This window comes from Paenibacillus sp. 2RAB27 (assembly GCF_052115445.1).
GTDB lineage: Bacteria > Bacillota > Bacilli > Paenibacillales > NBRC-103111 > Paenibacillus_E.
Genome location: NZ_JBFRGR010000026.1, coordinates 1 through 25,253, shown reverse-complemented (window position 1 = coordinate 25,253; position 25,253 = coordinate 1). Strand labels below are relative to the sequence as shown.

Genomic DNA, 25,253 nt, shown 5'->3' with positions numbered 1-25,253 from the left:
AGTTGGGGGTTTTTGAGCTGCGTATGAAACTCAGCGCAGGTTCGCTCTCTTCAACAACCGCTGAATCGAGCGGTTCGCTTCCGGCAGGACGATGTCCTTATCAACCGTCCGCAGGATGCGGTTTTCCATTACGATTCGACCATTGATAATGGTCGTTTCGACATCAGCACGCGTCGCCGAGTAGACGATGCGCGAGATCGGATCCACGTCGTAAGACGGATACGTGTGGAAGTTGTTGAGATCGAGGATTGCGAGGTCGGCTTTCTTGCCGACTTCGAGACTGCCGATCTCATCTGCCATGCCAACGGCGCGAGCGCCGCCGATGGTCGCCATACGGAAGACCGCCTGCGCGTTCATCGCCGTCGGTCCGTGCACGGGCTTCTGGATGAGCGCAGCGAGCCGCATCTCGTTGAACATATCGAGATTGTTGTTGCACGGCGCACCATCTGCCCCTAAGCTGACAGAGATGTCCAGCTTCAGCATCTCCGGCGTCTCAGCGATCCCTGAAGCCAGCTTCAGGTTAGAGCCCGGGCAGTGGCTGACATGCACGCCACGCTCGTGGATGATGCGTTTCTCTTGCTCATCGAGCCAAATGCAGTGCGCGAGGATCAGTCGCTCATTCGCTAAACCGAGATGATCTAGGTAGACCACGTTGCGCATGCCGGTTTCGGCTTGGACGATCTCGATTTCACCGAGATTTTCAGAAGCGTGCGTGTGGACCTTCACGTCGTACTGTTCCGACAAATTGCGCACCTCGCGCAGCAGCTCTTCCGTACACGAGATGACGAAACGCGGTGAGAACGCGTACTGGATACGCCCATCATCGTGTCCGTTCCATTTTTCTAGCAAATCAACGCTTTGTTGCAGTGATTCTGTCGTATTTTCCTGCAAAGCGAATGGAACTTCGTCCCCTTTGTCCATCATCACCTTGCCTGACAATGCGCGAATGCCGCTCTCGGCGATCGCCTGGAAGGCAAAATCCGTATGGTGTACCGTCTCCATATCCACGATCGTTGTGGTGCCGCTTTGAATCAGTTCACCGATACCGAGCATCGCCGAATAGTAGATCGACTCCTCATCATGGGAGGCTTCAAGCGGCCAAATCCGCTTTTTCAACCAATCCATAAGCTCGAGGTCGTCCCCTTTACCACGGAACAACGTCTGGCACAGGTGAATATGTGTCTGAATAAAGCCTGGAATGATCGTGCGATTCTTGGCGTTAATGATTTTATCTGCATGTGTAGGGTCCAAATCGGGACCGATCGCGGCAATGCGGTCATTTTCGATCAAAATATCCCCCGTTATAATGTCTCCGCTACGATTCATGGTTACGATCTGTGCATCTTTAATTAAAATCGTTGTCATCGATCAAAACCTCCTACTCCCCTAATATATGAACATATAGGCACAAAAAACTAGCCATGAAAAATATGCCTGTTGCTCAGTGCACATTTTTCGTAGCTAGAAATTTACGGTTTCTAAGTAGAGACCCTTAATCCAATTATTAAGGTTATACGAAAGAGGTTATATGCAATTTGTCGTGCCATCCTCTTTTAGAGTAAACTGTCAGGGTATGTTTTGTCAACTATGTGTGAGTTAATGTGACATGCCCTCCCTCTTTTTTGAAAAAACGGCTTCCAATCTTGTCGAAATGGTGAATGCCGTCACTCTGGATGGTTCAACGTTGCACTTCCTACTGAAAATGGCGTTGTGATCCCCTCATACATCAAATGCATCGACATCCCCGCGGCAGCGTGCACAAGGTTATGGCAGTGATCCATCCATAGTCCGGGATTATTAGCAACGAAAGCGACCTCATACGTTTCACCAGGCTGAACATCTAGTGTATCCGACCACCATGGACTGCCTGTAGAAGGCTTGCCATTGCGGGAAAGGACGAGCACATGGTGACCATGCAAATGCATCGGATGTTCGACATTTCCACGATTGACGAACGTCGTTTTAACCAGATCCCCTTCCTTCACCATGAACATCGGCGCATCTGGGAACACTTTTCCATTCAACGTATAGAGGAAATCGAAATTTCTGTTATAGAAGCCTAGTTTATTATCTAAAATTAATGTGAAATCTCGATCATATTTGCTGCTCGCATCAAAAGGTGTGGCCTTCGGACTGCCATAGGTAAGCGGATCGAAAGCTACGGTTTGCGGCAGCTCAGGAACGTTCCCTTGGCCATCAGTTGACAGAAGAATGCCTCCGTTTTTATTCGTTCCCACATGTAAATAAACAGGATGATCCGGCATGACAAACGTTAGATCAAATCGTCCCCCAGTTGGCACAATGACACGTGTATTGGTCATGAGATCCGGCTTATTCAGATCTGTCCCATCGATAGCCGCCACTTCAAAAGGAGTACCCACGAGCGTATAGGTTTGATTGACCCAATCATCTGTGTTAATGAGTCGCATACGGACAGGCGTCCCAGGAGCGACTATTTGACGGTCCAATTCATCATTGGCGCCAATAGCGAACGTATTCTTCCAACGATGGGTCATAACTGTGATATCTTTGAACGGAATTGTAAATGTTGTTGTATCTGCAACCTCTTTAGGGTCTACAATTAACGCTCCGAAAAGCCCTTTACTTACCGCTTCTTGTGAATCCTGATGGGAATGGTACCAGAAGCTGCCCACCTGTTCAGCGCGAAAACGGTACGTATAGGTTTCACCTGGCATAACCGCATTCTGTGTGGCTCCAGCAACGCCATCTTCGGCGTTTGGTACATCTAAACCGTGCCAATGGGCGGTAACGCCAACATCAATATCTTCGTTCGTTAGCGTGACTTCAACGAGTTCGCCTTCTTTCATACGAAGCTCAGGTCCAGGGATTTGACCATTGTAGGTCCAAGCATCCACCGTTTTGCCCGAGCTGAGTGTGACCGTTTTTTTCTGCGCTACGAGTGTAAAACGACGATCTGGCGTGCCCTCTTTCGGGCCCGTTAGGTCGGCCACTGATACCATGCCCGGCATATTGGACATAGCGGTCATGTCATGACCAGTGTGCTCGCTTACTGCGCCGCCGCCGTAATCATGCGTTCCGCTGGCCATGTCGATCTCGGCTGGCAGTACGCTTTTGTCCATTGCGAATGTAATGAAATAGTAGCCGATACCAGCAGTCACGACGAGAACGCCTGTCATGGCACCAAAGCGCGCCAATAGACGAGGTGCTTGATAGTTAGGTGCTTTACGTACCTGCTTGGCACGCAGATCATGCCTTAACCAAAGTCCAGCGGCTAAGATAATAAAGACTGAGAGCGGAATGGTGATTTCTAACCATTGGAAAGGAACTGGCGGTACAAAGGTGAAATATAATGACGTTACTGCGCTAAGCGCGGTTAATTGATAAGGAAATATAAGGCCAGGGCTAGCGGCTCTATGGAACAAAGCAGGCTCAATCGTGGTACCACTTTCGGCTAAGCTTATCTTGGTTAGCGAGCGAAGCTTCAGCAACTTAGGAACGGCCACGAACCATATGCTCAAAAGAGGAATAACGACTAGCGGCGCTTCTAGGAAGATGCGGTCCTTCCAGAAAATCGGGTCCATATTCATCTGCAGCCAGACAATGGCAGCTACAATTGCTGCTGCAGGAATGATGGGAAACCATGCCCAGAAAAGCAGCTTGCGCGTCTTACGGTGCAGTTTCTCTAAGCTTCCACTGTACAATAATCGGGAAGCCTTGACGCTTCCGATCCATGTGAAAATGACGAATAAAACACTTACGGCTAATATAGTTTGAATACTTGCGTTATACACGATGAAAACCCTCCTAAACTCGATACGTCAAGTATAGTCCCCCTGCCCTGCGCATCAAACCGTCTGGAGACCAATGGGCAACCTAGACTAAAGTTGGGGCTGCTTTTTCAAAAAATACACTAGTAAAAGTTTGGAAATAGTTTGCGTTTTCATAAGTGGTGTGTTATGATAAATCCAATCGACAAATAGAACCTGAATTCACATATTGTAAAGGGTTTTCATTTTTGTTAGTGAACCTTATACAATGTGTGAATTTTTTCTCTTTGAAGAATAAAAAACATGTTAATAATTTTTGGAGGTATTTCACAATGGCTACTGGTACAGTAAAATGGTTTAACGCAGAAAAAGGTTTCGGTTTCATCGAAGTTGAAGGCGGCAACGATGTATTCGTTCACTTCTCCGCAATCCAAGGTGACGGTTTCAAAACTTTGGACGAAGGTCAATCCGTTGAATTCAGCGTAGTTCAAGGTAACCGCGGACCACAAGCAGAAAACGTTGTAAAACTGTAATATAATTAAAAAGACTGCCTTTACTTAAGTAATGGCAGTCTTTTTCAATTTAAAGCTATCTGACGCTTAGTACACTCTAAGGAGGTTTATCCATGTATTCCAGAAAAAAGTCGCTTGAAGAGATGCCTCTAGAAAATGTGACGGTATGGTCTTGTGAAAATGAAGGCTGTAAAGGCTGGATGCGAGATAATTTTGCATTCGATCACGTGCCGACATGTCATTTATGTCAGTCCACAATGGTTCGAAGTGTCAAGTTACTTCCATTAGTTAATAACACGAATAGTGATCAGAAAACGCTCAAAAAGGGCGTACAAATATAGCGTTATAGAACCCGGAGACATAGCTGTCTTCGGGTTTTTTGTGTTACCATGAGAAGAGTGAAATCAGAGACGACGGTGTTAGCAAGAGGACAACCCTCGTCAACCTTTAGGAGGTAGGCATGTCTGTGAAACCTAGAAAACGGCGCCAATGGCCGCTGCTGGTCGGTGCTTGCATCCTAGCTGCTGGTGCGGTCATTTTCATTGGAGACTCACCATTTGAAACATCGACCTCTTCGAATAAGGAGGTACCTGATATCGTAGCGGCAACACCAGTACCAACCCCAACACCTCGTGTAGCTGTGGAGTTCCGCATGCTTGATCTGGATAGAGGCTGGGTGAAGTATGCGGACGGGATGGCTCATACTACGGATGGGGGAGCCCATTGGCAGGAAGCCACAAGTACGGAAGCTCTGCCGACAGATGGCGAAGCGGCTACGAATGGATTGGAAGCGATCACAAAGTTGCTGAGCTTGGAGAGCGGGACTGGGAGTGCGGCGGAAGGAGCTTCAGCTACGGCTACGGCAACCTCAGGAAGCCCGAGCGTGGATATTGTTACGCTGAACGGGACTATGTTTGATGTGAAGCAGTCACAGTTCGTGACGCCGAAGATTGGTTGGGCGCTATTACCAAGCACAACGAATAGCAAAAGCCCACTCGTGCTCACGGTGGATGGTGGGCAGAGTTGGATAGATGGCATGACGGAGGACGCGAAGGCGGCCATTCAAGGGGTGAAAGCCCATTTGACTCAGCTCAAAGCAGAGGCGTTGCTCTATAAAGATGAAGCTGGCGCCAAAGCAGCCATGGGTGCTAACTGGAAGCTCATACCGGAGCAGGCATCGCCGGGAGATATTGTACTTGTGCGCCATAAGGAGCCGGGCAGTATCACTTGGCAGGGCAAAACCTACACACTTCAACCTTATGAAGCGGGATATTTCACGTATTTGCCAATCTCGATGAGTGTGAAGGCAGGCACGTATCCGATTGGTGATCAGACGCTGACCATCAAGGCGAAGAAGTTCGAGACGCAGTATTTGAAGGTTACTGAGCAAATGGAAAGCATGAAACAGGATACGACGCGCATCAACGCCGATCAGAAGAAGATCGATCTGGCGCGCAGCAAGTCGGAGCCGAGTTTCTTGTTTAGCGGGCCATTCGTGAAGCCGGTCGAGGGGATTTTGACCACGCCGTATGGGTACACCCGTTATGTGAACGGGAAATACGACAGCGCGCATATGGCCCTTGATCTGGCCGCCAAAGAAGGCACGCCGATCAAGGCTACGAACGATGGAGTTGTCGCGTTAGCGGAACTCCTGTATTTGACCGGCAATTCCATCTACATTGACCATGGGATGGGGCTGTTCTCTCAGTACGCGCATCTCTCCGAGCTGCGTGTCAAACCTGGCGACCGCGTTAAGCAGGGCGACATTATCGGGCTTGTCGGCACGACGGGCTTTTCCACCGGGCCGCATCTGCATTTTACGTTCTGGGCGCATAATATTCAGGCCAATCCGGACTTATTTTTTAATACAACCCCGTTTCAGTGGGTGAAATGATCGTGATGTGAAATGATCGACAAGTGGAAATCATAAGACTGTTCACCCCTTCTGCGTATGAGCTAGGCTCGACGTGGAGGGGGTTTTTGGCGAGGGGTTTGTGCATCGCCACATACGCACTCATCTACCTCACCCACCACACGCTACTCTTTACTCATTCATCTATCACACGAACCACACGCTACTCTTTACTCATTCATCTATCACACGAACCACACGCCACTCTTACCCCTCATCTACCTCACCCGCAACACGCTACCCTTCTCACACTCAATCACCTCCCTCCCGCCACACTCAAATAAATGGAAAAAATACAGCTAATTCCCCCCTATTCCTTGGAAATTCGCGTTTAGATGGAAAATATGTAGTTAATTCGACGGGTTTTGATGATTTTCTTGTATATGCTCGATTTTAGATGGATATTTTCCAGTTATTTCGCCTAATCGGGGTAAAGCGATGAAATTAGCTGTACAAAATCCAGTTATTTTGCATGGGGAGGTTAGAGTGACAGGGGCTAGTAGTGTTTCACTGACACGCATGGTATAATAAGGAACAAATGTTCTAAAAATGGAGACATGGCATGCTAGCTGTTGTTCAGATATCGGTTCGTTCGCTTGTGGAATATGTGTTTAGCAGTGGTAGTATTGATGCGGAATTTCGGTCGAGCAAGGCATTGAGAGATGGCACGAAGGCGCATCAGAGATTGCAAAAGCAATACGGAGAGTCCGATCAGCATGAAGTGTATGTGTCTGCGGAGATTGCGCATGAGGGGCTTTTATTTGTCATAGATGGGCGTTGTGATGGGCTGCTAAATGGGACTGATGACGGAGATATGCTTACGGTAGATGAAATCAAATCGACTTCCGGAGATATTGCGCTGATTGAAGAGAATTCGTACCCTGTGCACTGGGCACAGGCGATGTGTTATGCGTACATGGTGGCCCATGATCGTGGGCGTAGCCATATGCGAGTTCAGATGACGTATACACAGGTGGATACGGAGGAGACGCGGCATTTTGTAAGGGAAGCAGCTTACGATGAGCTTGAGCAGTTTGTGCAAGAGGTGATTCAGAACTACTATCCATACGCACAAATGAAGTTTGACCATGAGCAGCGCAGAAATCAGAGCATCAAGGAGCTGCAGTTCCCTTTTCCACAGTATCGTGAAGGGCAGCGCAAGCTGGTAGGAGCGGTATACAAAACCATCCAGGACGGGCACAAGCTATTCGCTAAGGCACCAACAGGCATTGGCAAGACGATGTCTACGCTTTTTCCGTCGGTGAAAGCGATGGGGGAGGGCGTGCTGCAGCGGTTTTTTTATTTGACGGCAAAGACGATAACGCGTACGGCGGCTGAGGAAGCTTTTTACCTGTTGCAGGACAAGGGCTTGCAGCTACAGGTGGTGACGCTAACCGCGAAGGATAAAGTGTGTTTGAAAGACGAGGTCAAGTGTACGCCGGCACACTGTGAGTTCGCGGATGGCTACTATGATCGGGTGAATGAGGCGGTGCTTGATCTGCTCAGGCAGGAAACGGTGATGACCCGTTCTGTGATTGAGACGTATGCGCGGAAGCACCGTGTGTGTCCGTTTGAGTTCTCGTTGGACGTGGCTTATGCGGCGGATGCGGTGATTTGTGATTACAATTATATCTTTGACCCGCGTGTGAATTTGAAAAGGCTGTTCGAGGAGCAGAAGCGCAAAACAGCGCTGCTTATTGATGAGTCGCATAATCTGGTGGATCGAGCACGGGAAATGTACGCCAGTGAGCTGCACAAATCGGTTTTTCTTACACTGCAGCGGGAGTTCAAAGGTGCTAGTAAAGAGCTCCATGACGCGGCGAAGGCGATAAATGCGTATTTCATAGCGCTCCGCAAGCAAGTGGGAGATCGTGAGATGATGGTGGAGTCGGGACTGCCGGAATCGTTGTTGGTGCATGTGGAAGCTTTTATAGGGGTTGCTGAAAAGGAATTAGCGAGATCGGCCGGTGGTAACCCGGTGAGTGCGGTACTTTTGGATGCGTATTTTGCCGCGCAAAATTTCGTGCGCATCTCGAAGTTGTATGACGAGCGGTATGTGACGCTGGCTGTGAATGACCGGAACGAGGTCAGCGTGAAGCTCGTGTGCTTGGATCCATCTCATTTGTTGCGGCAAATGGGGAAGGGGTATCGGGCGCATGTGTTTTTCTCGGCGACGTTGTCACCTTTGTCCTATTTCATGGACATGTTAGGGGCAGGAGAGGACGATTACTCTGTGACGGTGCCGTCGCCTTTTGCGAAAGAGCAGCTGGAGGTTTTCGTGCAGCCGCTTTCGACTCGTTATCAGGACCGGGAAAACAGTCGTACGCAGATTGCTCGTTCGATCTATGAGCTGGTCACGGGACGAGCTGGTAATTATTTGGTGTTTTTCCCTTCGTACGCGTATATGAGCAGTGTGTATGAGGCATTTACGGATCTTGTAGGTGAGGCGGCGGATGAGTCGCAGCTCCATGTACTCGTTCAGCAGACCAAGATGACGGAGGAGGAGCGAGAGCACTTCCTATCGGCGTTTCAGGCGGGAGCGGAGATGACGTTAGTAGGGTTTGCGGTGATGGGCGGTATCTTCTCCGAGGGCATTGATCTTGTTGGTGACCGTCTAACGGGCGTCGTAGTTGTCGGTGTTGGATTGCCGCAGCTAGGACCTGAGCGCAATCTGATCAAGGATTACATGGAGCGCACGGGCAAAAACGGCTACGATTACGCCTATGTCTACCCCGGCATGAACAAGGTGCAGCAGGCTGGCGGAAGGTTAATTCGCTCCGAAACGGATCACGGCGTGCTGCTGCTGATCGACGATCGCTACCTGCAGCCGCGTTATCAGCGCTTGCTGCCGGAGGAATGGCGCGACTATAAGGTGCTGCCTGTGCAGCGTTAAGACCTCAACGTAAAAAGCCGCACCCCAAGGTTGACCTTGGAGTGCGGCTTCTTCATGTTCGCTATGATATTTATAGCGACATCTGATAAATTTTCACGACATCGGCGCGAGTCAGCTTCTGGAAGTTGCCGAAATCGCCGTAAATCATAGCCTTATCGGCCATGAGCTCGATGGTGGATTCGTCGATGTTGTAATCAGCCAATCGGCTAGGTGCGCCGATGCTTGTGAAGAACGCGCGCAGTGCCGCGATACCTTCTTCCGCCACTTGCTTGTCGGATTTGCCGGAGGCATCGATGCCAAAGACGCGCTGCGCGAACTGCTTGAACCGTCCCACGTTGGCGTCGAGGTTGTGAGTCATCCAGTTCGGGAAGAGGATGGCTAGACCGCCGCCGTGCGGGATATCATGGACAGCAGAAACCGCATGCTCCAGGTTGTGCGTCGCCCAATCCCCACGGATACCCATGCTTAACGTGCCGTTAAGCGCCATCGTACCGCTGTACAGAATGGTTGCGCGATGTTCAAGATTGTTCAGATCCTCTAGCAATAGAGGAGCCGTGTCGATAACCGTACGCAGAATCGTTTCGCAGAACCCATCCTGTATAGGCGTATTCGTCCCATGATGGAAGTATTGCTCGAACACGTGAGACATAATATCGACCATGCCGTATACGGTTTGATTTTCAGGTAATGATGTTGTATGAGCTGGGTCGAGGATAGAAAATTTCGGGAAGGAATAAGGACTTCCCCAGCCTAGTTTATCGTTCGTTTCCCAATTGGTAATGACGGAACCAGAGTTCATTTCCGAACCAGTCGCAGCAATGGTTAGAACGGTTGCTAACGGGAGTGCGCCTGTTGCTGCTGCTTTGCGCGTAGCGATATCCCAGAAGTCGCCATCGAACTTGGCGCCCACGGCAATGGCTTTCGCACAGTCAATCACACTGCCGCCGCCTACTGCAAGGATAAGGTCGATGTTGTTGCTGCGGCACAGGGCTACACCGCGGTGGACGGTCGTTAATCTCGGGTTGGGCTCAACGCCGCTAAGCTCTACGATGGTTGCTTCTAGTCCTTGTAAGAGATGAACAACCTTGTCATAGATGCCATTGGCTTTGATGCTGCCACCACCATAGACGAGTAAGATATTTTTCCCATACTTAGGTACTTCAGTTGTTAGTTTGTCTAATTGACCTTGACCGAAATGTAGGGTTGTTGGATTATGGAAAGTGAAATTATTCATGATCTTACCTCCTTGAACATATATGGGGGCGTTGGTGCCCCTCTTACTATTGTATAGTAACGATCTGCTAAAAACAAAATTGGCGACGGATTCGTGGTTCGAGAGCATATAAGAAGGACATAGGGACAAGGTATAGAATGAATAAGGGGAATGTCATCTGGTAGGGATGTGATTGCAGCATGGTGAAATTAAGAAAGTCTGACCATATCTTAGAAATTGCATACAGTTGTGTACGTTGGTTCCTTCTTGCTGCTGCATCCTATTTGTATCTGAACTATTACTATAGCGCCTCGCAGAGTCTAACTCTTTTTTGGAGTATGCTTGTAATCGCTATTCTGTATATGGCAACTACGGAGGTGGCTCTGCACTTTACTCCTATAGCTTCTGGTTTCTATCGCATAGTGACACGAGTAGGTGTAGTCATGGATTATGTATCCTTTATTGCTGTTATCATATTGACAGATGGGACACATAGCCCACTTCTCCCAATTGCTTACTTAGTTATTCTTCACGCTTCGATGTATTGGAGCTTCCGAGGATCCATGGTGGCGACGGGGATGATCATCATCGGATATTGCTTCGTAGTTGAGCTAGTGGATGGCGGGTTTCTAATAGACGACATACCCCGACATTTTTTTAATTTTGTCTTCCTACTTATGATTGGCGTCATTGGTGGCATCATTGTAGCAAGGGAGCGGAAGCATTTCATTGAAAAGGGGATTTTTGAAAATTTAGCAAAACAGGATTATTTAACAGGGCTCCATAACCATCGAAGCTTTCAAGAACAGTTGAGAGAGGCTATTGCAAGTAGACGACCACTCACACTTATGATGGGGGATATTGACTATTTTAAGCAAATCAATGATCGCTACGGTCACCAAGCAGGTGATACGGTTTTGAGAGAGATTGGCAGCCTATTAGAGGCGTCCATCCCAAGTACGCAAGGCTGTGCCTTTCGCTATGGTGGTGAGGAGTTTGCGATTATTTTTTATACAGATTCTCAGCATAAGGCGACGGAGCTATTCAACTTATTTCTGGACAAGCTGCGGGCCAAAGTATTTGAGCATGGTAATGATGCATTTCAAGTTACGATGAGTTTCGGAGCTGCACTCCGTGATCGGGGACAAGGGAAGTCGGAGCTGGTCGCCGCGGCTGATGAATTACTTTATGAAGCGAAAACACATGGCAAAAATCAATTGCTATGGGCTCGTACAGAAAGGATGGAGTAGAAACTATGGCAACCTTATCCCCTTATATTTATAGTGCTGACGCGCGAAAGCAGGCTGACTTCTATGTGAGCGTGTTAGGCGGAGAAATTATTAACGTCCAGTCGTATGGCGATCTACCTGGGATGGAAGAGTCGAAGAAGCACCTGGTTATGCATTTGGAACTGCAGGCGCTGGGTCTACAATTCTTCATGGCTGATGCAGGTATAGAGGCCAGTGACCGAGGCAATGGTATGGATTTGGCACTCACCTTCAAGGATGAGGAGGAGGCGCGCAAGATTTATGATGGTTTAGCTATGGATGGCGATGTCATCATGCCATTTGAACGCATGTTCTGGGGAACGATGCTGGGGCGTGTGCAAGATCGTTACGGAGTTATGTGGCAGGTGGCTACTGAATTATAAATGGAACGAAGAGAGCTCCCTTGTGAGAAGCCGTATGGCTATCGTGAGGGAGCTTTTTCCTTGCCCTCTCCGATACTTCTCTCCGCTAACTCTCGTTGTATCGCTCCTCCCGCGACCGGTGTAATTCTAATGGACATAGCAGTCGCTATTGCGACGAAATCAGACAGATTCCTCATTTAACGGACACTAGAGCCGCTATTTACGGTTTTAGAAGTAATATTGCATCTCAATCTGGAGAATAACGGCCGTGTTGTCCGATAGAACAGGCGAATCCAGCCAAATGACCGAATAACGTCATCCGTGTCCGTTAGACGGGAGCGATAGGGAGGATTGGGTTCGAATTCGCCTCCAGATCTCCCATTCCGCCTCAGGACCGATTCGAACGCGTTTATATTCTGTTTAAAATAGGGGAGTATGATCATAACCAGTGGTAGATAACAAATTCATTCACACGGAATTACATCCGATCGGGTAAAGGAGTAGAGATAGATGGCAAAGACGAAAAGAGATCTACCGAAACAAAAAAATGACTGGCGGGGCTTCCTCCGCTTGCTGAAGAGCGCTAATCCGCCTAAACTTTTGCTGAGTATTGCGCTGGGGTTAAGTGTGATCGCAACGCTTGTCTCCTTGGTTATACCGCTATTCACGAAAAATGTGGTCGATAATTTCTCCATTAGCTCACTGAATTGGTGGCAAATTAGCGGGATGGGGCTTGCCTTCATCGCATCGGCTGTTGCTTCTGGCGTAGCCACGTATTTATTGAATTTTTCAGGTCAGCGCGTAGTGGCGGGTATTCGGGATCGCCTGTGGAAGAAACTGCTCGTGCTTCCGGTTAAGTATTATGATAATCATCAAACGGGGGACACGATCTCGCGGATGACGAATGATACGGCCATTATTAAAGGCCTTATTGCTGAGCACATGGCTGGGTTTATTACGGGCACCATTTCCATTATCGGGTCTATTATCGTGCTCTTGTATATGGATTGGAAAATGACACTGATCATGTTCAGCATATTCCCGATTGCTTTCCTTATCCTTTTTCCATTAGGTATGCAAATGTACAAAATTTCTAAAGGCATGCAAGCCGAAACGGCTAATTTCACGTCGGTGTTGAATCGGGTATTATCTGAGATTCGTTTGGTGAAGGCTGCCAATGCAGAGCCTGTGGAGTACAAGGAAGGTAGCGCAGGGATCCAGACGTTGTTCAAATTTGGACTAAAAGAAGGCAAAATTCAAGCCTTGATGTCGCCGCTGATTATGTTTGTCATGTTGATGATGTTCGTCGTCCTCTTCGGGTATGGTGGCACACGCGTAGCGTCAGGAGCGATATCTGCCGGTCAGTTGGTCGCTTTCATGCTGTATTTATTCCAAATTGTGATGCCGATTACGCAGATTACTCAATTTTTCACGCAAACTCAGAAAGCGATGGGCGCAACAGATACCATTCTTCAGGTGCTGGATCATGAAGAGGAGGATCCGCACGTAGGTTTACCCGTTAAAGATGCTTCCCAATCCCTGCATTTCGAGCATGTATCGTTTGGTTATAAAGAGGGTGAATCGGTTCTCAAAGATGTTAGCTTCACGATGGAATCGGGTAAAGTTACCGCGATTGTAGGGCCGAGCGGAAGCGGGAAGACGACGATGTTCTCGTTGCTGGAACGTTTTTACTCGCAGCAAGAGGGTAACATCTCACTAGGCGAAGCAAGGATTGGTCAGTACTCGCTCGTCTCCTGGCGCAGCCAGATCGGCTATGTATCGCAGGAAAGTCCGCTCATTGCGGGGACAATTCGGGATAATATTTGTTATGGCTTGCAGCACGAAGTGACAGAAGAGGCACTGAAGCGGGCTTCCGAGATGGCCTATGCGGATGGTTTCATTGAAGAGCTTCCGCAGAAGTATGACACGGAAGTCGGAGAGCGCGGAATCAAGCTGTCAGGCGGACAGCGGCAACGGATTGCTATTGCCCGGGCGCTGCTGCGCGATCCGAAGATTCTCATGCTGGACGAAGCGACATCAAGCTTGGATAGCAAATCAGAGGTCGTCGTACAGCAAGCGCTGCAGAATTTGATGCAAGGACGTACAACCTTAGTCATTGCCCATCGTTTATCTACGGTCGTCGACGCGGATCAGATCGTGTTTCTCGACAAAGGTGTCGTTACAGGCCGCGGCACGCACCAAGAGCTTATCGAGTCACATGAGATGTATCGTGAGTTTGCTACCCAACAGCTGCAGATACAAGAGCAATTGATTGCAGAGCATTCACTGCTGACAACTGAATTGGCGCCAACTGAGCAAATCCATTCTTGAATGACAAAAAGCCTCTACACCCATGAAATGACGGGGTAGAGGCTTTTTGTTCGTTCGCGGCATTAGACGCCACCCAGTTTTCCCTTCATTAGCACAGCAATCTGCTGCTCCTGATCTCCCTTAAGCTCCAATTCTCGAATAATGCGCTCTTGGCGCTCTACGGGCTGATTCTGGCTGAGCTTGGCCTTGCCTTCGATGCTGGAAATCGAGAGCCGGAAGGCTTGTATCCCTTTGCTCAGCCCAGCAATCAAGTGAGGATCAACGCTGTCTAAATCATACGGGCTGTCGGCCCTCTCATACTTGCTGGTTAGCTGCCGTAAGACGCGTAACACGTCTTGATCGTCGTGAATGAGCTCGACCTTGCCATACACATGAACGGCCATATAATTCCACGTTGGGACAGCGGCAGCCGTTCCATACCAGGAAGGCGAGATATAGCAGTGGGGACCTTGGAAAATGACCAAAACCTCCTGCCCCTCGATATCCACCCACTGTGGATTAGAACGAGCGAAGTGCCCATATAGGCACTGCTCCTCAGCACTCAACATTAGGGGGATATGAGTCGCGAAGGGGCGCTCCTGATGTTGCGAAACGACCGTAGCGAAGCTATACGCTTCGATGAGGTCATACATCTCCGACAGCTCTTCTATTTTAAAATGGGAGGGTGTGTACATGGCTGCACCTTCTTTGTCTTAGCATTTTAGCAATAGTATAGCAACCATTATGGTATATAAAAAGTGCCAATTTCTTCGATTTTGAGTAGACCACTATTGTTGCTTACGAAGTGTGTACAGGAGGTCGCAACCCTAATGTCGAATACCTAACCAACTACGCAATTCAAGAGGAGGCAATAGAATGGAAAAAGTTCGTTGGGGAATTATTGGCTGCGGTGATGTGACGGAGGTCAAAAGCGGCCCAGCCCTGCAGAAGGCAGAAGGCTCGGAGCTAGTCGCGGTAATGCGCCGCAATGGGGCACTAGCAGAGGACTATGCGAAGCGGCATGGTGTGGCAAAATGGTACGATGACGCCGTGGCGTTAGTCAACGACCCAGATGTAAATGCGGTCTATGTCGCAACGCCGCCAGGATTCCATCACGAGTATACGTTACTCGCTGCCAAAGCAGGAAAGCCTGTCTACGTGGAGAAGCCGATGGCTAGAAATCACGCAGAGTGTCAAGAAATGATCTCCGCTTGTGAAGAAGCGGGCGTGCCTTTATTTGTGGCGTATTATCGCAGAGGGCTCCCTAAATTCGTGGAGATCAAGCGTCTGATTGATAGTGGGGTGATCGGGGAGGTCCGTTTCGTACAATCCACCTACCTGCAACCGATGAGAGAGTATGAAGAAGGACTAGAACCGTGGCGCATTCAGCCTGAACTGTCCGGTGGCGGACTATTCGTGGACTTGGCGAGCCATGCACTGGATATCCTTGATTATATATTGGGGCCGATCGGAGAGGTCAAAGGATTCGCAAGCAATCAAACTGGCAAGCAAAAGGTCGAAGATATCGTAACAACGAGCTACGCATTTGAATCCGGTGTGATGGGTACAGGGGTATGGAGCTTCAATGCGTTCACACGCCTAGATTTGAATGAGATTGTGGGTAGCCTTGGTAAACTATCGTTCTCTACGTTTAGTGGTGATCTGCGCATTGAAACCGCAGATGGGGATGTTCAAGAACTGACGATTCCCAACCCTCCACACGTTCAACAGCCGCTGATTCAGAAGATTGTTGATGATCTCCGAGGCATCGGGCAAAGTCCTAGTACGGGTATAACAGCTGCACGTACGAATCGTGTGATGGACGAATTGCTGCGCGACTTCTACCGCGCATAAGTATAAACGAAAACCCCAGCCTAATGTGAATGACATCAGGCTGGGGTTCTTTATTCATGCATTAGGCTTTCGGGCTCGGCGTTGCTACAATAGGAGCAGGTGCCGACGCAGAAGGATTGTCGGGTGCTAAGGAACGCTTGTTAAGGAACAAGCTGAGCGGCAGAGCGACCAGAACAATAAATGTGGCAAGCAAGTATACGTCATTGACACTCATCGTGAAGGCGTGAGTACCAATTTGCACTTTGTCCGTCATCCCGCCGGTAGCAAGATCCTTGCTATGTGTTGCGGTTTGGGACGATAAAACGGAAGTGAATAGGGCAATCGCGAAGGACCCGAATACGTTACGAACCCAGTTATTAATCGATGTTGCATGGCCAGAAAGAGTTCTCGGAATTTGCTCCATCCCTGCATTACTTGCAGGCATCGTAGCGAAGGCAATCCCGACGTTCCGAACGATCATCCAGAACACAATATAGCCGCGTGACACGTCTGTACTTAACCAACTGAGTGTGAGCGTACCAATCGCAATTAAGGAAATACCGATAAAAATTAGAATACGAGGCCCAACACTGCTATACAGCTTGCCTACGATTGGCATACAAAGTGCCATCACGAGGGAGGCAGGTAATAGAATTAATCCTGTATCCAAGGGAGTAACATGCTGAATGTTTTGCAAGAAAATTGGTGTCAGGAAGGTACCAGAGTACAAGCTTATCGTAACAATACTGGAAATAATGAGTGATAGCGTATATCTCGAGTTTTTCAAAACACGGATATTCAATAATGGGGAGTCAGCCTTAAGTTCTCTCCAAATGAATAGCAGAAGGACTAGGAAACCTGTTGCAAATAGACCAATAACACGTCCTGATGACCATCCCCAAGCATGTCCTTGGGAGAAGCCGACGAGCAAGGCAAGACTGCTGACAACGACAGTGAGTAAGCCGATTAAATCGAACCTTTTTGGAACAGAAAGACGGTAATAAGGGATTAATTTGAAAACGAGAATAATAGCAACAATGCCGACAGGTACGTTCATGAGGAACAACCAGTGCCAGCTCCAATTTTGCAATAGCCAACCGCTCAATGTAGGCCCGATTGCTGGCGCCATCATAGCAGACAAGGACCAAAGTGAAATCGCGATCGGTTGCTTGTCACGCGGGATAACTTGATACACAATCGTCATGGTAGCTGGCATAATTAGACCGCTGAAAGCCCCTTGAATAATACGGAAAGCAATCAGGGATGAAGCATCCCATGCTAACGCACATAGGAGTGAAAATACGGTAAAACCAATCAACGCAATCGCGTATAATCGTTTGTAGCTGAATTTCTCCCCGAAATACCCTGTAATCGGAGCGATCGTACCGCTTGCGAGCATGAAACCAGTAATTGTCCATTGGATTTTGCTCAAATCTGTATGGAAATGATCACTAAGAATCGGTATCGCGATATTAATCGTACTCATACTTAGAATCGAAACGAACGATCCGAAGAAGATAGCGATCATTATTGGCCAGAAGCGCACTTGCTGTAACTCATCCTTACTCAAAATAATGCCTCCACTCTATCCATTGATCTTACCGATAGTATTCTCTATAATTTGAATGAAAATCATCATACTACCGATATGTTTATATGTCAATAATGACATAAAGGAGGAGCGGAAATGAATACCCTTTCATATGGATTACTAAGCCTTTTAACCAAAAACTCCCGTTCGGGGTATGAGCTTATGCAACATATACAGCCTTTTTGGTCAGCCAAACATAGCCAGATCTACCCCTTATTAGCACAATTAGAGCAAAAGGGGCACGTCGCTTTCGTACATGTTCCTCAATCCGATAAGCCAGATAAGAAAGTGTACTCCATCACAGAGCAAGGGAAGCAGGCATTACGGGGTTGGATCGCTGAGCCAACGGATGAACCTGTGACAAGGGATGAGCTTGCCCTTAAGGTGTACTGCATTGGATTAGTGGATAAAGAACAGGCGAGGAAGATGCTCGCGGTACGCGAAGTATATTATAAGAAGAAAAAAGAGCGATTCAACCTCCTGATGGATAAGCTCCAACAAGGAAGTGATAAACCGCTCGATCAATTAGAGATTGAAGATGATGCATTCGGCATGTATGTATTGGTACATAAAGCCACAATGAAAGTAGATACGGATTTATATTGGTGTGAGTGGATGAAGGAGAAATTGAAGTGATTTGAAGTATTTTCAAGTGATCCTAACTGCCGATTTCCTGTATGACGGTTTGGATTTTCTGCAGACGAATGTATTCGGACTTCTCTAATTGCGGTCGGAAATAAGCATACAGATAGGCCGCATCCTCGAACGTCAATGCAGGGTAGCAGACGACCTCTTGTACTACGAGCGGATTATCCATGATAACCTGCCATTCTCCGGCTCTCTCTGCTTGAGGGATGTTTGCGAAAATGTGTTTCTTGGCAGCTAGGGTACTTTCGAGCTCTGGCCAAATCTTCTCCCAAGATGGACTGAAATCAACAGGTTCAGGAAAAAGTCGCTTTGCTTTCGCAACGGACTGTTCGACGATGTCCATTTCTGTGTCCCCCGCGGCTTTGATCGCATCCGTGAGACTGTCGAGTAACCGCCTGAAACCTGCGAATCCTTCCGAGAGTACCTCGCGCCTAAATAGGGCTTCCGCTTCCGCGGTAGTCAGCTTGTTGAAATCCGCCAATGTGTTATTTGTCATACAGGCCACAACCCCCCAAACTGTTCCTTTTCCCAAATTTATCATAAATCATTTTCCAAATAAAGCCCTTTCATTTCATAAAATAAGCTTCTGGTTTAAATTGAGTTTATATTGCTCCTTTATACTAATTTCTATCATAAACACATTCTATATGCAGACAATAACATCAAGAATCGAGGCTGAACATAAATGGCACCTATTATGATCGTAGATGATGATCCGTATATTCGTGAGCTTGTCCGCGTGTTCATGCTGAACGAGGGCTTCGATGTCGTCGAGGCCGAAGATGGCGTCCAAGCGCTCAAGAAGCTGCAAACCGTCCAAGTCGATATGGTTATTCTTGATGTGATGATGCCGAACATGGACGGATGGGAGCTGTGCAAGGAGCTTAGAGAGCATTATGATGTGCCGATACTCATGCTAACGGCCAAAGGAGAAACGGCGCAGAAGGTCAAGGGCTTCGAGCTCGGCGCAGACGACTACCTCACCAAGCCCTTCGAACCGCTTGAGTTGGCGATGCGAGTGAGAGCGCTGCTGAAGCGCTATAAAATCGCTTCCTCGCAAACGATTCAGGCTGGCGATTTAAGCATGAATCGCAAAACCTATGAAGTCACCATTGGCGCAGAGAGCATCACGCTGCCACTCAAGGAGTTCGAACTGCTTTACAAGCTCGCGAGCTACCAGGGCAAAACTTTCTCGCGCGATCAGTTGATCGAGCAGATTTGGGGCTTTGACTATGAAGGCAACGAGCGAACCGTTGATGTGCATATTAATCGGCTGCGTGAGCGATTTCCTGAGGAGCGGCACGCTTTTCGCATCGCTACAATTCGAGGCTTGGGCTATCGGCTGGAGGTGCTGAAATGAATCATCGGCACAGAGCAGAGAGAAGAGAGCGGAGAGAAAGACAGAAGAAGCGGAGAATGAGCCAGAATAATAAGCAGTCCATTCTCCAACGAATAGGCGGCTTCTTTTTCGGCTTAGGGATATTTATTCTTATTATCGTGTATTGGTTAGCTGCCTTCTATGGCACGGAGTATCTCTACGAACATCTGGGGAAACGCCCTGCGGAAGTCATCGTGCAATTGATCAACTGCATCGGAGGCATGTTCTTCTGGGGGATTACTATGGCCATTCTTGGCCAATTTATGAGGAAGCATCAGTTAATTTTCTTCCAAAGTTTGAATCAAGCGATCCGAAGCATGTCGAGAGGGGACTTCAATGTGTTGGTGGATGATAATCCTCGAAATGGACCCTTCGTGGAGTTAGCGGAGTCGATCAATCAAATGGCGACCGATCTCGGGCAATTAGAGAAAATGAGGCAGGAGTTTATTTCCAACGTCTCTCACGAGATTCAGTCGCCTTTAACGTCCATTAGCGGATTCTCCCGCGCACTGCAGAATGATCAGCTGTCGCCGGAGGAGCGTAAGCATTATTTGACTATCATTGAAACGGAAAGTGTACGCTTATCCAAGCTCAGCGAAAATTTGCTGAAACTGACTTCCTTGGAGTCGCAGCATCATCCTTTTGAACCGAAAAGCTATCGTTTGGATAAACAGTTGCGCAATCATATCCTCGCTTGTGAGCCGCAGTGGGTAGATAAAGATATTGAAATGGACATCGAGCTGGATCCAGTAACCGCCCAGGCCGATGAGGATCTACTCAGCCAGGTATGGACAAACCTCATCCACAACGCAGTGAAATTTGTACCAGTTGGCGGAACGATTCGTGTTCGAGTGGTTAGTAATGGGGAAGAGGCTGTAACGCGGATATCGAATAATGGGCCTAACATTCCAGAAGAGGATCAGACGCATATTTTTGAACGTTTTTATAAAGCGGATAAATCTAGAAATCGCATGGCAGGAGGCAATGGGCTGGGCTTGTCGATTGCGAAGAAAATCGTGGAGATGCATCATGGGTCGATCACGGTGGAAAGCGGAATGGAGGAACTGACTTCTTTCATTGTCCGATTACCGATTGTTCAGAAGGCACAGATACCCAACATTTAAAATCGTATGAACGCAAATAGAGGCCCCCGCTTATCCATGATAACCGGAGGTCTCTATGAGTCATTTTGCCTATTCAATTGTTCTTCCGCACACTCCATTCCCCGAAAATTCGCAAGTCAGTTGCTGCAATCGATACGTTCGCCTCAAAGTTAAAGTGTCCTTTCCTCTTCGTTAATTGCCCATTTAATCAACCATACGACAAGTCCCTCACTACTGTTCCTTTCCTAATGTGATGACCTGCCTGATCTGATTTCCTGCATGCTGGATGAACGAGTGGGACGTTCCTGCACTTGGTTCCTGTCGTTTAGAACGCAAGTGAGTAGCATGCTTCGCTAACATGGTCCAATGGACTATCCCCTCTCTTAGAAAGTCTGTAAGGCTCTTCGTTGTTACTGCACCGTGTGGTGCGGGTTGTCCTCTCTGTCTGCCTTGGATTTATAATAGCCTATTATTAAAATATTGTAAATATTCAGATTATTCAAAAATCGGCACAAATATGCCTATTTTTTTGTTTTTCCTTGTAAATGCTTGCGTATTCGTGGAATTGCTCACATTGCTTTCTTACGTTCGAATTCTTTGAAACGAGTGCCCTGAAAAGTTAAATTCCCTATATCCCCCTCGGCCATATGGCCAAACTGCTGCCGGCCTATCCACAATTCCATTCTGCTCCGGTCTTCAAACTCAAAAGTAACAAAGTAGGAGGTGTTCGAATTTAAATTACTGGTGTTTCCGGAGAGTTGAATCCGTTTGGCAACAACCTTACAGAATCGATCTTGAATGGGGGCATTGTTATTGGATGTCCAGACCGAAAGAGATTTGATAATAATGGATAGAAAGATGCCAACCACGAGAATAAGGATGAGGATGAAGAGGATAAGGACAAGCGTACTTAAAGCTCCTTCATTTAACCCAGCTAGCACAAGTAAGCACTCCTTCGCAGATTTGATAGAATAGGTGAAACGACTTTCTCCTAGCTAGAGGAACCGTTTGACGAAACGATAGCCGGTTTCATGAAAGCCGATGGGCGGTTGGGTGGTTCGGGAAATGTCAGTGGATTCTACATCCGTCAACCACATCATGCCAGCGCAGTTATGATCACTTGCCAGCTGTTCGGCATAGCTTCTCAACTGTGCCAAAGGTGCTTGGTTACTATCGGGATCTTGCTTAAAGGAAATAACCGAAATTTCACTAAATGTTACATTGTGTGCGGCATGATCTCTGCGGATACGAAAGCTTAATGTACCGAGAATCCGATTCTTTTCTTCAAAGACATATAGCAATTCGTCTGGGTTGTCGCGCATGTTATGCAGCCTATTTTCAATATGTAAAGGGGAAATCAGTTTGCCAGTAAGATGAGAAACAAGTGAACTAATTGCTGATGTATCCTGGGGTGTTGCTTCACGAATGCATGTAGTCATGGGTATCCTTCTTTCTAATAACAAGTTATATTGCTAATTGTACCATATATTGGAACATTAGTTCTATATTTATGAAAAAAATGTCAATTTTTTACGTATAAGGACAATGTTTAATGAAATGCAAAAAAGCGCAGCAAGAATTCATCTTGATACGCTTTTTTTTGGTTATAAACGGGACTTAGGCTTGAGAAAGAATGGTGTTTAACGTTGTGCGATCGCTGGCCTGTACTAACTTGATCAGCAGTTCCTTGGCAGCGGCGTAATCATCGACGTGAAGAATCGACGCAGAAGTGTGAATATACCGCGCACATACCCCGATCACAGCGGATGGAATCCCACTGCCTTGTACGTGCACCTGTCCCGCATCCGTTCCGCCTTGCGAGATGAAGTACTGATACGGGATCTTATGCGTCTCCGCCATATCCAGGATGAATTCAACCATCCCACGGTGGGTAATCATCGTGGGATCGAAGATCCGCAGCAGCGCTCCGCGCCCTAGCTGCCCGAAAGCTTGGCGGTCGCCGGTCATATCCCCGGCTGCACTAGCATCCAACCCGTAGAACAAGTCCGGCTGAATCATATTCGTGGCCGTTCTTGCGCCGCGCAGGCCGACTTCTTCCTGTACGGTGGCTCCCGCGTACAGGACGTTCGGGAGCTTCGGCCCGCCGTGAAGCTCCTTCAAGAGCTCAATCGCGAGGCCGACGCCATAGCGATTGTCCCAAGCTTTGGCCATAATCCGCTTCGGATTAGCCAGGGGTGTGAACGGGCAGATCGGCACGATCTGCTGCCCGAGCTTGATGCCGATGGCGATGGCATCGGCTTTGTCTTCCGCGCCGATGTCAATGTACATCGTCTTGATGTCTGCAGGCTTGCTGCGCGCAGCCTCGTCCAGCAAGTGCACCGGAACGGAGCCGATCACACCGATGATCGGTCCGTTTGCCGTCATGATCTGCACGCGCTGCGCGGGCAGCACTTGACTAAACCAGCCGCCGAGCGGCTGGAACTTGACTGTGCCGTGCTCGGTGATGCCGTTGACGATGAAGCCTACCTCGTCGAAGTGGCCCGCCACCATGATGCGCGGTCCTGCCTCATCGCCGCGCACAACCCCGAATAGGCTGCCGAGCCCGTCTTGTACGAACTCATCCGTATATTTAGCCAACTCGCCGCGTACAAATGCACGGATCTCTCGCTCAAAGCCAGGTGCAGCTTGCATTTCGGTTAACGTTTTAAAAAGTGCTAAAGTTTCAGTATTCATTAGGTAACCTCACTCACTTCGTGTGGATTGTAGGACAATATGAGAACTATTTTACCACATATGGAAGGTTAAGTTTTTGGTACCCGAAAAATGCCTATTTACAAAACTAATGATATTAGTTATTATACTAATATAAATAGTTAACAGGAGGCGTTTAACATGAAAATAACGCGAATCGGACATCTGTATCAGCTGGCTTTTATGCCTAGGTTTTTCCCAGTGAATTGTTACTTGGTAGAGGAAGAGTCCGAATTAACCCTGATTGATGCGGCCTTACCATTCAGTGTGAAAGGTATTCTACAGGCGGCGCAGCAAATTGGGAAGCCGATTACACGTATCGTTCTAACACATGCGCATGGGGATCATATTGGTGCATTAGACGGTTTGAAAAAAATGCTGCCACAAGCTCAGGTCTACATCTCCAGAAGAGATGCGAAGCTGTTGGCGGGGGATGTGGCGTTAGAAGCGGGTGAGCCGCAAACCCCGATTAAGGGCGGCATTCCAAAAGGGATTCAGACGAAGCCCGATGTGTTACTGGCTGATGGGGATCGGATCGGGTCCTTGCAAGCTTATGCAGCTCCTGGTCATACACCAGGTTCCATGGCTTTCCTTGATGTACGGAGCCGGGCGTTGATCGCTGGGGATGCTTTTCAAGTGCGAGGCGGAGTAGCGGTATCAGGTGTTGTGAAGTGGAAGTTCCCGTTCCCAGCGCTGGCGACTTGGAGTAAGGAAGCTTCCTTGGCAAGTACGCGTAGATTGAGACAGCTAGAGCCTAGCTTATTGGCAGTCGGACATGGACGGATGATTGAGCAACCGGTAGCGGTGATGGATGCTGCACTCGACGAAGCGACTGCAAAATTCCAAGGCGTATCAGCGTCAATTTAGAAAGAGGGGCACTAGATGGCGATTCGACAAGGATTAGATGCAGAAACGGTTTTGCAAGCGGCAATAGAACTTGCTAATCAACAAGGGGTTGAGCAGCTTTCGCTGGCAGCGCTGGCGGGCCAACTCCATATTAAAACACCTTCACTTTACAATCACATTAAAGGTTTGCCTGATCTGCGCATGCAGCTATCGAAGCGGGGCCTTGTCCTCGTGAAAGAGGCGATGGTTGAAGCCGTAATTGGTAAAGCTGAGGATGAAGCCTTGCTGGCTGCGGGTGTGGCTTATGTGGAGTTCGCTCGAAAGCAGCCGGGTTTGTACGAGGCGATCTCAGCGCTGCCTGATTATGAAGATCCCGAGTTGAAAGAAGTCGGTGCTGGGGTTGTGACCTTCTTGTTGCGCATCCTTGCGCCCTATGGACTCAGTGAGGAAGATGCGCTGCATGTGGTGCGCGGTTTCCGGAGCATGGTGCATGGATTCGCCTCGCTCGAGCATCGGAATGGCTTCCGCATGGGGCTGGATCGGGATGAGAGTTTGCGCCGGTTGTTGCAGACGTATCTACGGGGGCTGCGTGCTGATGTGGGGCGTGAGAAGTAGCGTGATGCTTATTTCTCATCACGCACATGATTCTGCCTTCTGCTCCACCTAACTTCTTCCCAACTTAGCGAAGAGCGCAAGCCCGCATGGCCAACTAAATGGAAAAAGTACAGCTGAAATAGACGTATTTCATGAAATTGGATGACTAGATGGAAAAAGTCAGGCTGTCGAGTAAAGCGCTTTCATGAAACTTTCAATACCCTCCAATTTGCTTTCCACGCATATTTACATGCAATAAAAAAGATCCCCCTTTTGTTTGCGCACTTCGCAAGCTGTCGGGCGATCTTTTTTATGTTTTGTGCTACTGC

The 25,253-nt window shown here is 48.3% G+C and carries 22 protein-coding genes and 1 riboswitch; of the genes, 13 read left to right on the top strand and 9 right to left on the bottom strand.

What is annotated here, in order from left to right; genetic code table 11:
- Positions 1-30 precede the first annotated feature (30 nt).
- Positions 31-1,365 carry a 5'-deoxyadenosine deaminase gene (locus AB4114_RS26580; protein ID WP_441991166.1) on the bottom strand — a complete coding sequence of 445 codons (1,335 nt, stop codon included), beginning with the start codon at positions 1,363-1,365 and terminating at the stop codon, positions 31-33.
- A 73-nt stretch (positions 1,366-1,438) separates the two neighbouring features.
- Positions 1,439-1,538: riboswitch (purine riboswitch) on the bottom strand.
- 126 nt (positions 1,539-1,664) lie between these two features.
- Positions 1,665-3,773, bottom strand: coding sequence for a multicopper oxidase family protein (locus tag AB4114_RS26575; RefSeq protein ID WP_441991165.1), 2,109 nt, complete (start codon positions 3,771-3,773; stop codon positions 1,665-1,667).
- 308 nt (positions 3,774-4,081) lie between these two features.
- On the opposite strand from AB4114_RS26575, the gene AB4114_RS26570 reads away from it, so the two are divergent.
- The 4 genes from AB4114_RS26570 to AB4114_RS26555 all read left to right on the top strand — a co-directional run bounded on the left by AB4114_RS26570 (position 4,082) and on the right by AB4114_RS26555 (position 9,066).
- A complete protein-coding gene (locus tag AB4114_RS26570; RefSeq protein WP_047679716.1) occupies positions 4,082-4,282 on the top strand; it encodes a cold-shock protein in 201 nt (66 codons plus the stop codon).
- A gap of 92 nt (positions 4,283-4,374) precedes the next feature.
- Positions 4,375-4,602: a cold-shock protein gene (locus tag AB4114_RS26565; RefSeq protein ID WP_056622331.1), complete on the top strand. Its 228-nt coding sequence runs from the start codon at positions 4,375-4,377 to the stop codon at positions 4,600-4,602.
- Positions 4,603-4,721: 119 nt separating this feature from the next.
- Positions 4,722-6,155: a M23 family metallopeptidase gene (locus AB4114_RS26560; RefSeq protein ID WP_441991164.1), complete on the top strand. Its 1,434-nt coding sequence runs from the start codon at positions 4,722-4,724 to the stop codon at positions 6,153-6,155.
- A gap of 580 nt (positions 6,156-6,735) precedes the next feature.
- Positions 6,736-9,066, top strand: coding sequence for an ATP-dependent DNA helicase (locus AB4114_RS26555; RefSeq protein WP_441991163.1), 2,331 nt, complete (start codon positions 6,736-6,738; stop codon positions 9,064-9,066).
- A gap of 70 nt (positions 9,067-9,136) precedes the next feature.
- Here the strand turns inward: AB4114_RS26555 and AB4114_RS26550 are convergent, their stop codons facing one another.
- Positions 9,137-10,300 (bottom strand): iron-containing alcohol dehydrogenase, encoded by a 1,164-nt coding sequence (locus tag AB4114_RS26550; protein WP_441991162.1) that lies wholly within the window; start codon positions 10,298-10,300, stop codon positions 9,137-9,139.
- 179 nt (positions 10,301-10,479) lie between these two features.
- On the opposite strand from AB4114_RS26550, the gene AB4114_RS26545 reads away from it, so the two are divergent.
- From AB4114_RS26545 to AB4114_RS26535, 3 genes are all read left to right on the top strand, one after another.
- Positions 10,480-11,529: a diguanylate cyclase gene (locus AB4114_RS26545; RefSeq protein WP_441991161.1), complete on the top strand. Its 1,050-nt coding sequence runs from the start codon at positions 10,480-10,482 to the stop codon at positions 11,527-11,529.
- A gap of 5 nt (positions 11,530-11,534) precedes the next feature.
- Positions 11,535-11,930 (top strand): VOC family protein, encoded by a 396-nt coding sequence (locus tag AB4114_RS26540; protein ID WP_441991160.1) that lies wholly within the window; start codon positions 11,535-11,537, stop codon positions 11,928-11,930.
- 489 nt (positions 11,931-12,419) lie between these two features.
- Positions 12,420-14,240, top strand: coding sequence for an ABC transporter ATP-binding protein (locus AB4114_RS26535; RefSeq protein WP_441991159.1), 1,821 nt, complete (start codon positions 12,420-12,422; stop codon positions 14,238-14,240).
- Between the two features lie 62 nt (positions 14,241-14,302).
- Here the strand turns inward: AB4114_RS26535 and AB4114_RS26530 are convergent, their stop codons facing one another.
- Positions 14,303-14,914, bottom strand: a complete 612-nt coding sequence (locus AB4114_RS26530) for an FMN-binding negative transcriptional regulator (protein ID WP_441991158.1) — start codon at positions 14,912-14,914, stop codon at positions 14,303-14,305.
- A gap of 181 nt (positions 14,915-15,095) precedes the next feature.
- Here AB4114_RS26530 and AB4114_RS26525 point away from each other — a divergent pair, with 181 nt between their 5' ends.
- Positions 15,096-16,073, top strand: a complete 978-nt coding sequence (locus AB4114_RS26525; protein WP_441991157.1) for a Gfo/Idh/MocA family protein — start codon at positions 15,096-15,098, stop codon at positions 16,071-16,073.
- 61 nt (positions 16,074-16,134) lie between these two features.
- Here the strand turns inward: AB4114_RS26525 and AB4114_RS26520 are convergent, their stop codons facing one another.
- A complete protein-coding gene (locus AB4114_RS26520) occupies positions 16,135-17,622 on the bottom strand; it encodes an MDR family MFS transporter (RefSeq protein ID WP_236292559.1) in 1,488 nt (495 codons plus the stop codon).
- Positions 17,623-17,739: 117 nt separating this feature from the next.
- Here AB4114_RS26520 and AB4114_RS26515 point away from each other — a divergent pair, with 117 nt between their 5' ends.
- On the top strand, positions 17,740-18,279 hold the full coding sequence (locus AB4114_RS26515) for a PadR family transcriptional regulator (RefSeq protein WP_441991156.1): 540 nt from the start codon (positions 17,740-17,742) through the stop codon (positions 18,277-18,279).
- 22 nt (positions 18,280-18,301) lie between these two features.
- Here the strand turns inward: AB4114_RS26515 and AB4114_RS26510 are convergent, their stop codons facing one another.
- Positions 18,302-18,787, bottom strand: a complete 486-nt coding sequence (locus AB4114_RS26510; RefSeq protein ID WP_441991155.1) for a hypothetical protein — start codon at positions 18,785-18,787, stop codon at positions 18,302-18,304.
- A gap of 189 nt (positions 18,788-18,976) precedes the next feature.
- Here AB4114_RS26510 and AB4114_RS26505 point away from each other — a divergent pair, with 189 nt between their 5' ends.
- Entirely contained in the window at positions 18,977-19,651 is a 675-nt protein-coding gene (locus tag AB4114_RS26505; protein ID WP_441991154.1) for a response regulator transcription factor, read from the top strand.
- The gene (locus tag AB4114_RS26500; protein ID WP_441991153.1) at positions 19,648-20,793 is read left to right on the top strand and encodes a HAMP domain-containing sensor histidine kinase; all 1,146 of its coding nucleotides are present in this window, start codon (positions 19,648-19,650) and stop codon (positions 20,791-20,793) included. The genes AB4114_RS26505 and AB4114_RS26500 overlap by 4 nt, the downstream gene beginning before the upstream one ends.
- A 548-nt stretch (positions 20,794-21,341) precedes the next feature.
- Here the strand turns inward: AB4114_RS26500 and AB4114_RS26495 are convergent.
- The 3 genes from AB4114_RS26495 to AB4114_RS26485 all read right to left on the bottom strand — a co-directional run bounded on the left by AB4114_RS26495 (position 21,342) and on the right by AB4114_RS26485 (position 23,466).
- Positions 21,342-21,713 carry a DUF2500 domain-containing protein gene (locus AB4114_RS26495; protein WP_441991152.1) on the bottom strand — a complete coding sequence of 124 codons (372 nt, stop codon included), beginning with the start codon at positions 21,711-21,713 and terminating at the stop codon, positions 21,342-21,344.
- A gap of 54 nt (positions 21,714-21,767) precedes the next feature.
- A complete protein-coding gene (locus AB4114_RS26490; RefSeq protein WP_441991151.1) occupies positions 21,768-22,211 on the bottom strand; it encodes a GNAT family N-acetyltransferase in 444 nt (147 codons plus the stop codon).
- 178 nt (positions 22,212-22,389) lie between these two features.
- Positions 22,390-23,466 (bottom strand): M42 family metallopeptidase, encoded by a 1,077-nt coding sequence (locus AB4114_RS26485; RefSeq protein WP_441991150.1) that lies wholly within the window; start codon positions 23,464-23,466, stop codon positions 22,390-22,392.
- Positions 23,467-23,625: 159 nt separating this feature from the next.
- Between AB4114_RS26485 and AB4114_RS26480 the strand changes: the two genes are divergently transcribed.
- A complete protein-coding gene (locus AB4114_RS26480) occupies positions 23,626-24,351 on the top strand; it encodes an MBL fold metallo-hydrolase (protein ID WP_441991149.1) in 726 nt (241 codons plus the stop codon).
- A 15-nt stretch (positions 24,352-24,366) separates the two neighbouring features.
- Entirely contained in the window at positions 24,367-24,945 is a 579-nt protein-coding gene (locus AB4114_RS26475; RefSeq protein ID WP_441991148.1) for a TetR/AcrR family transcriptional regulator, read from the top strand.
- The last annotated feature ends 308 nt before the right edge of the window (positions 24,946-25,253 follow it).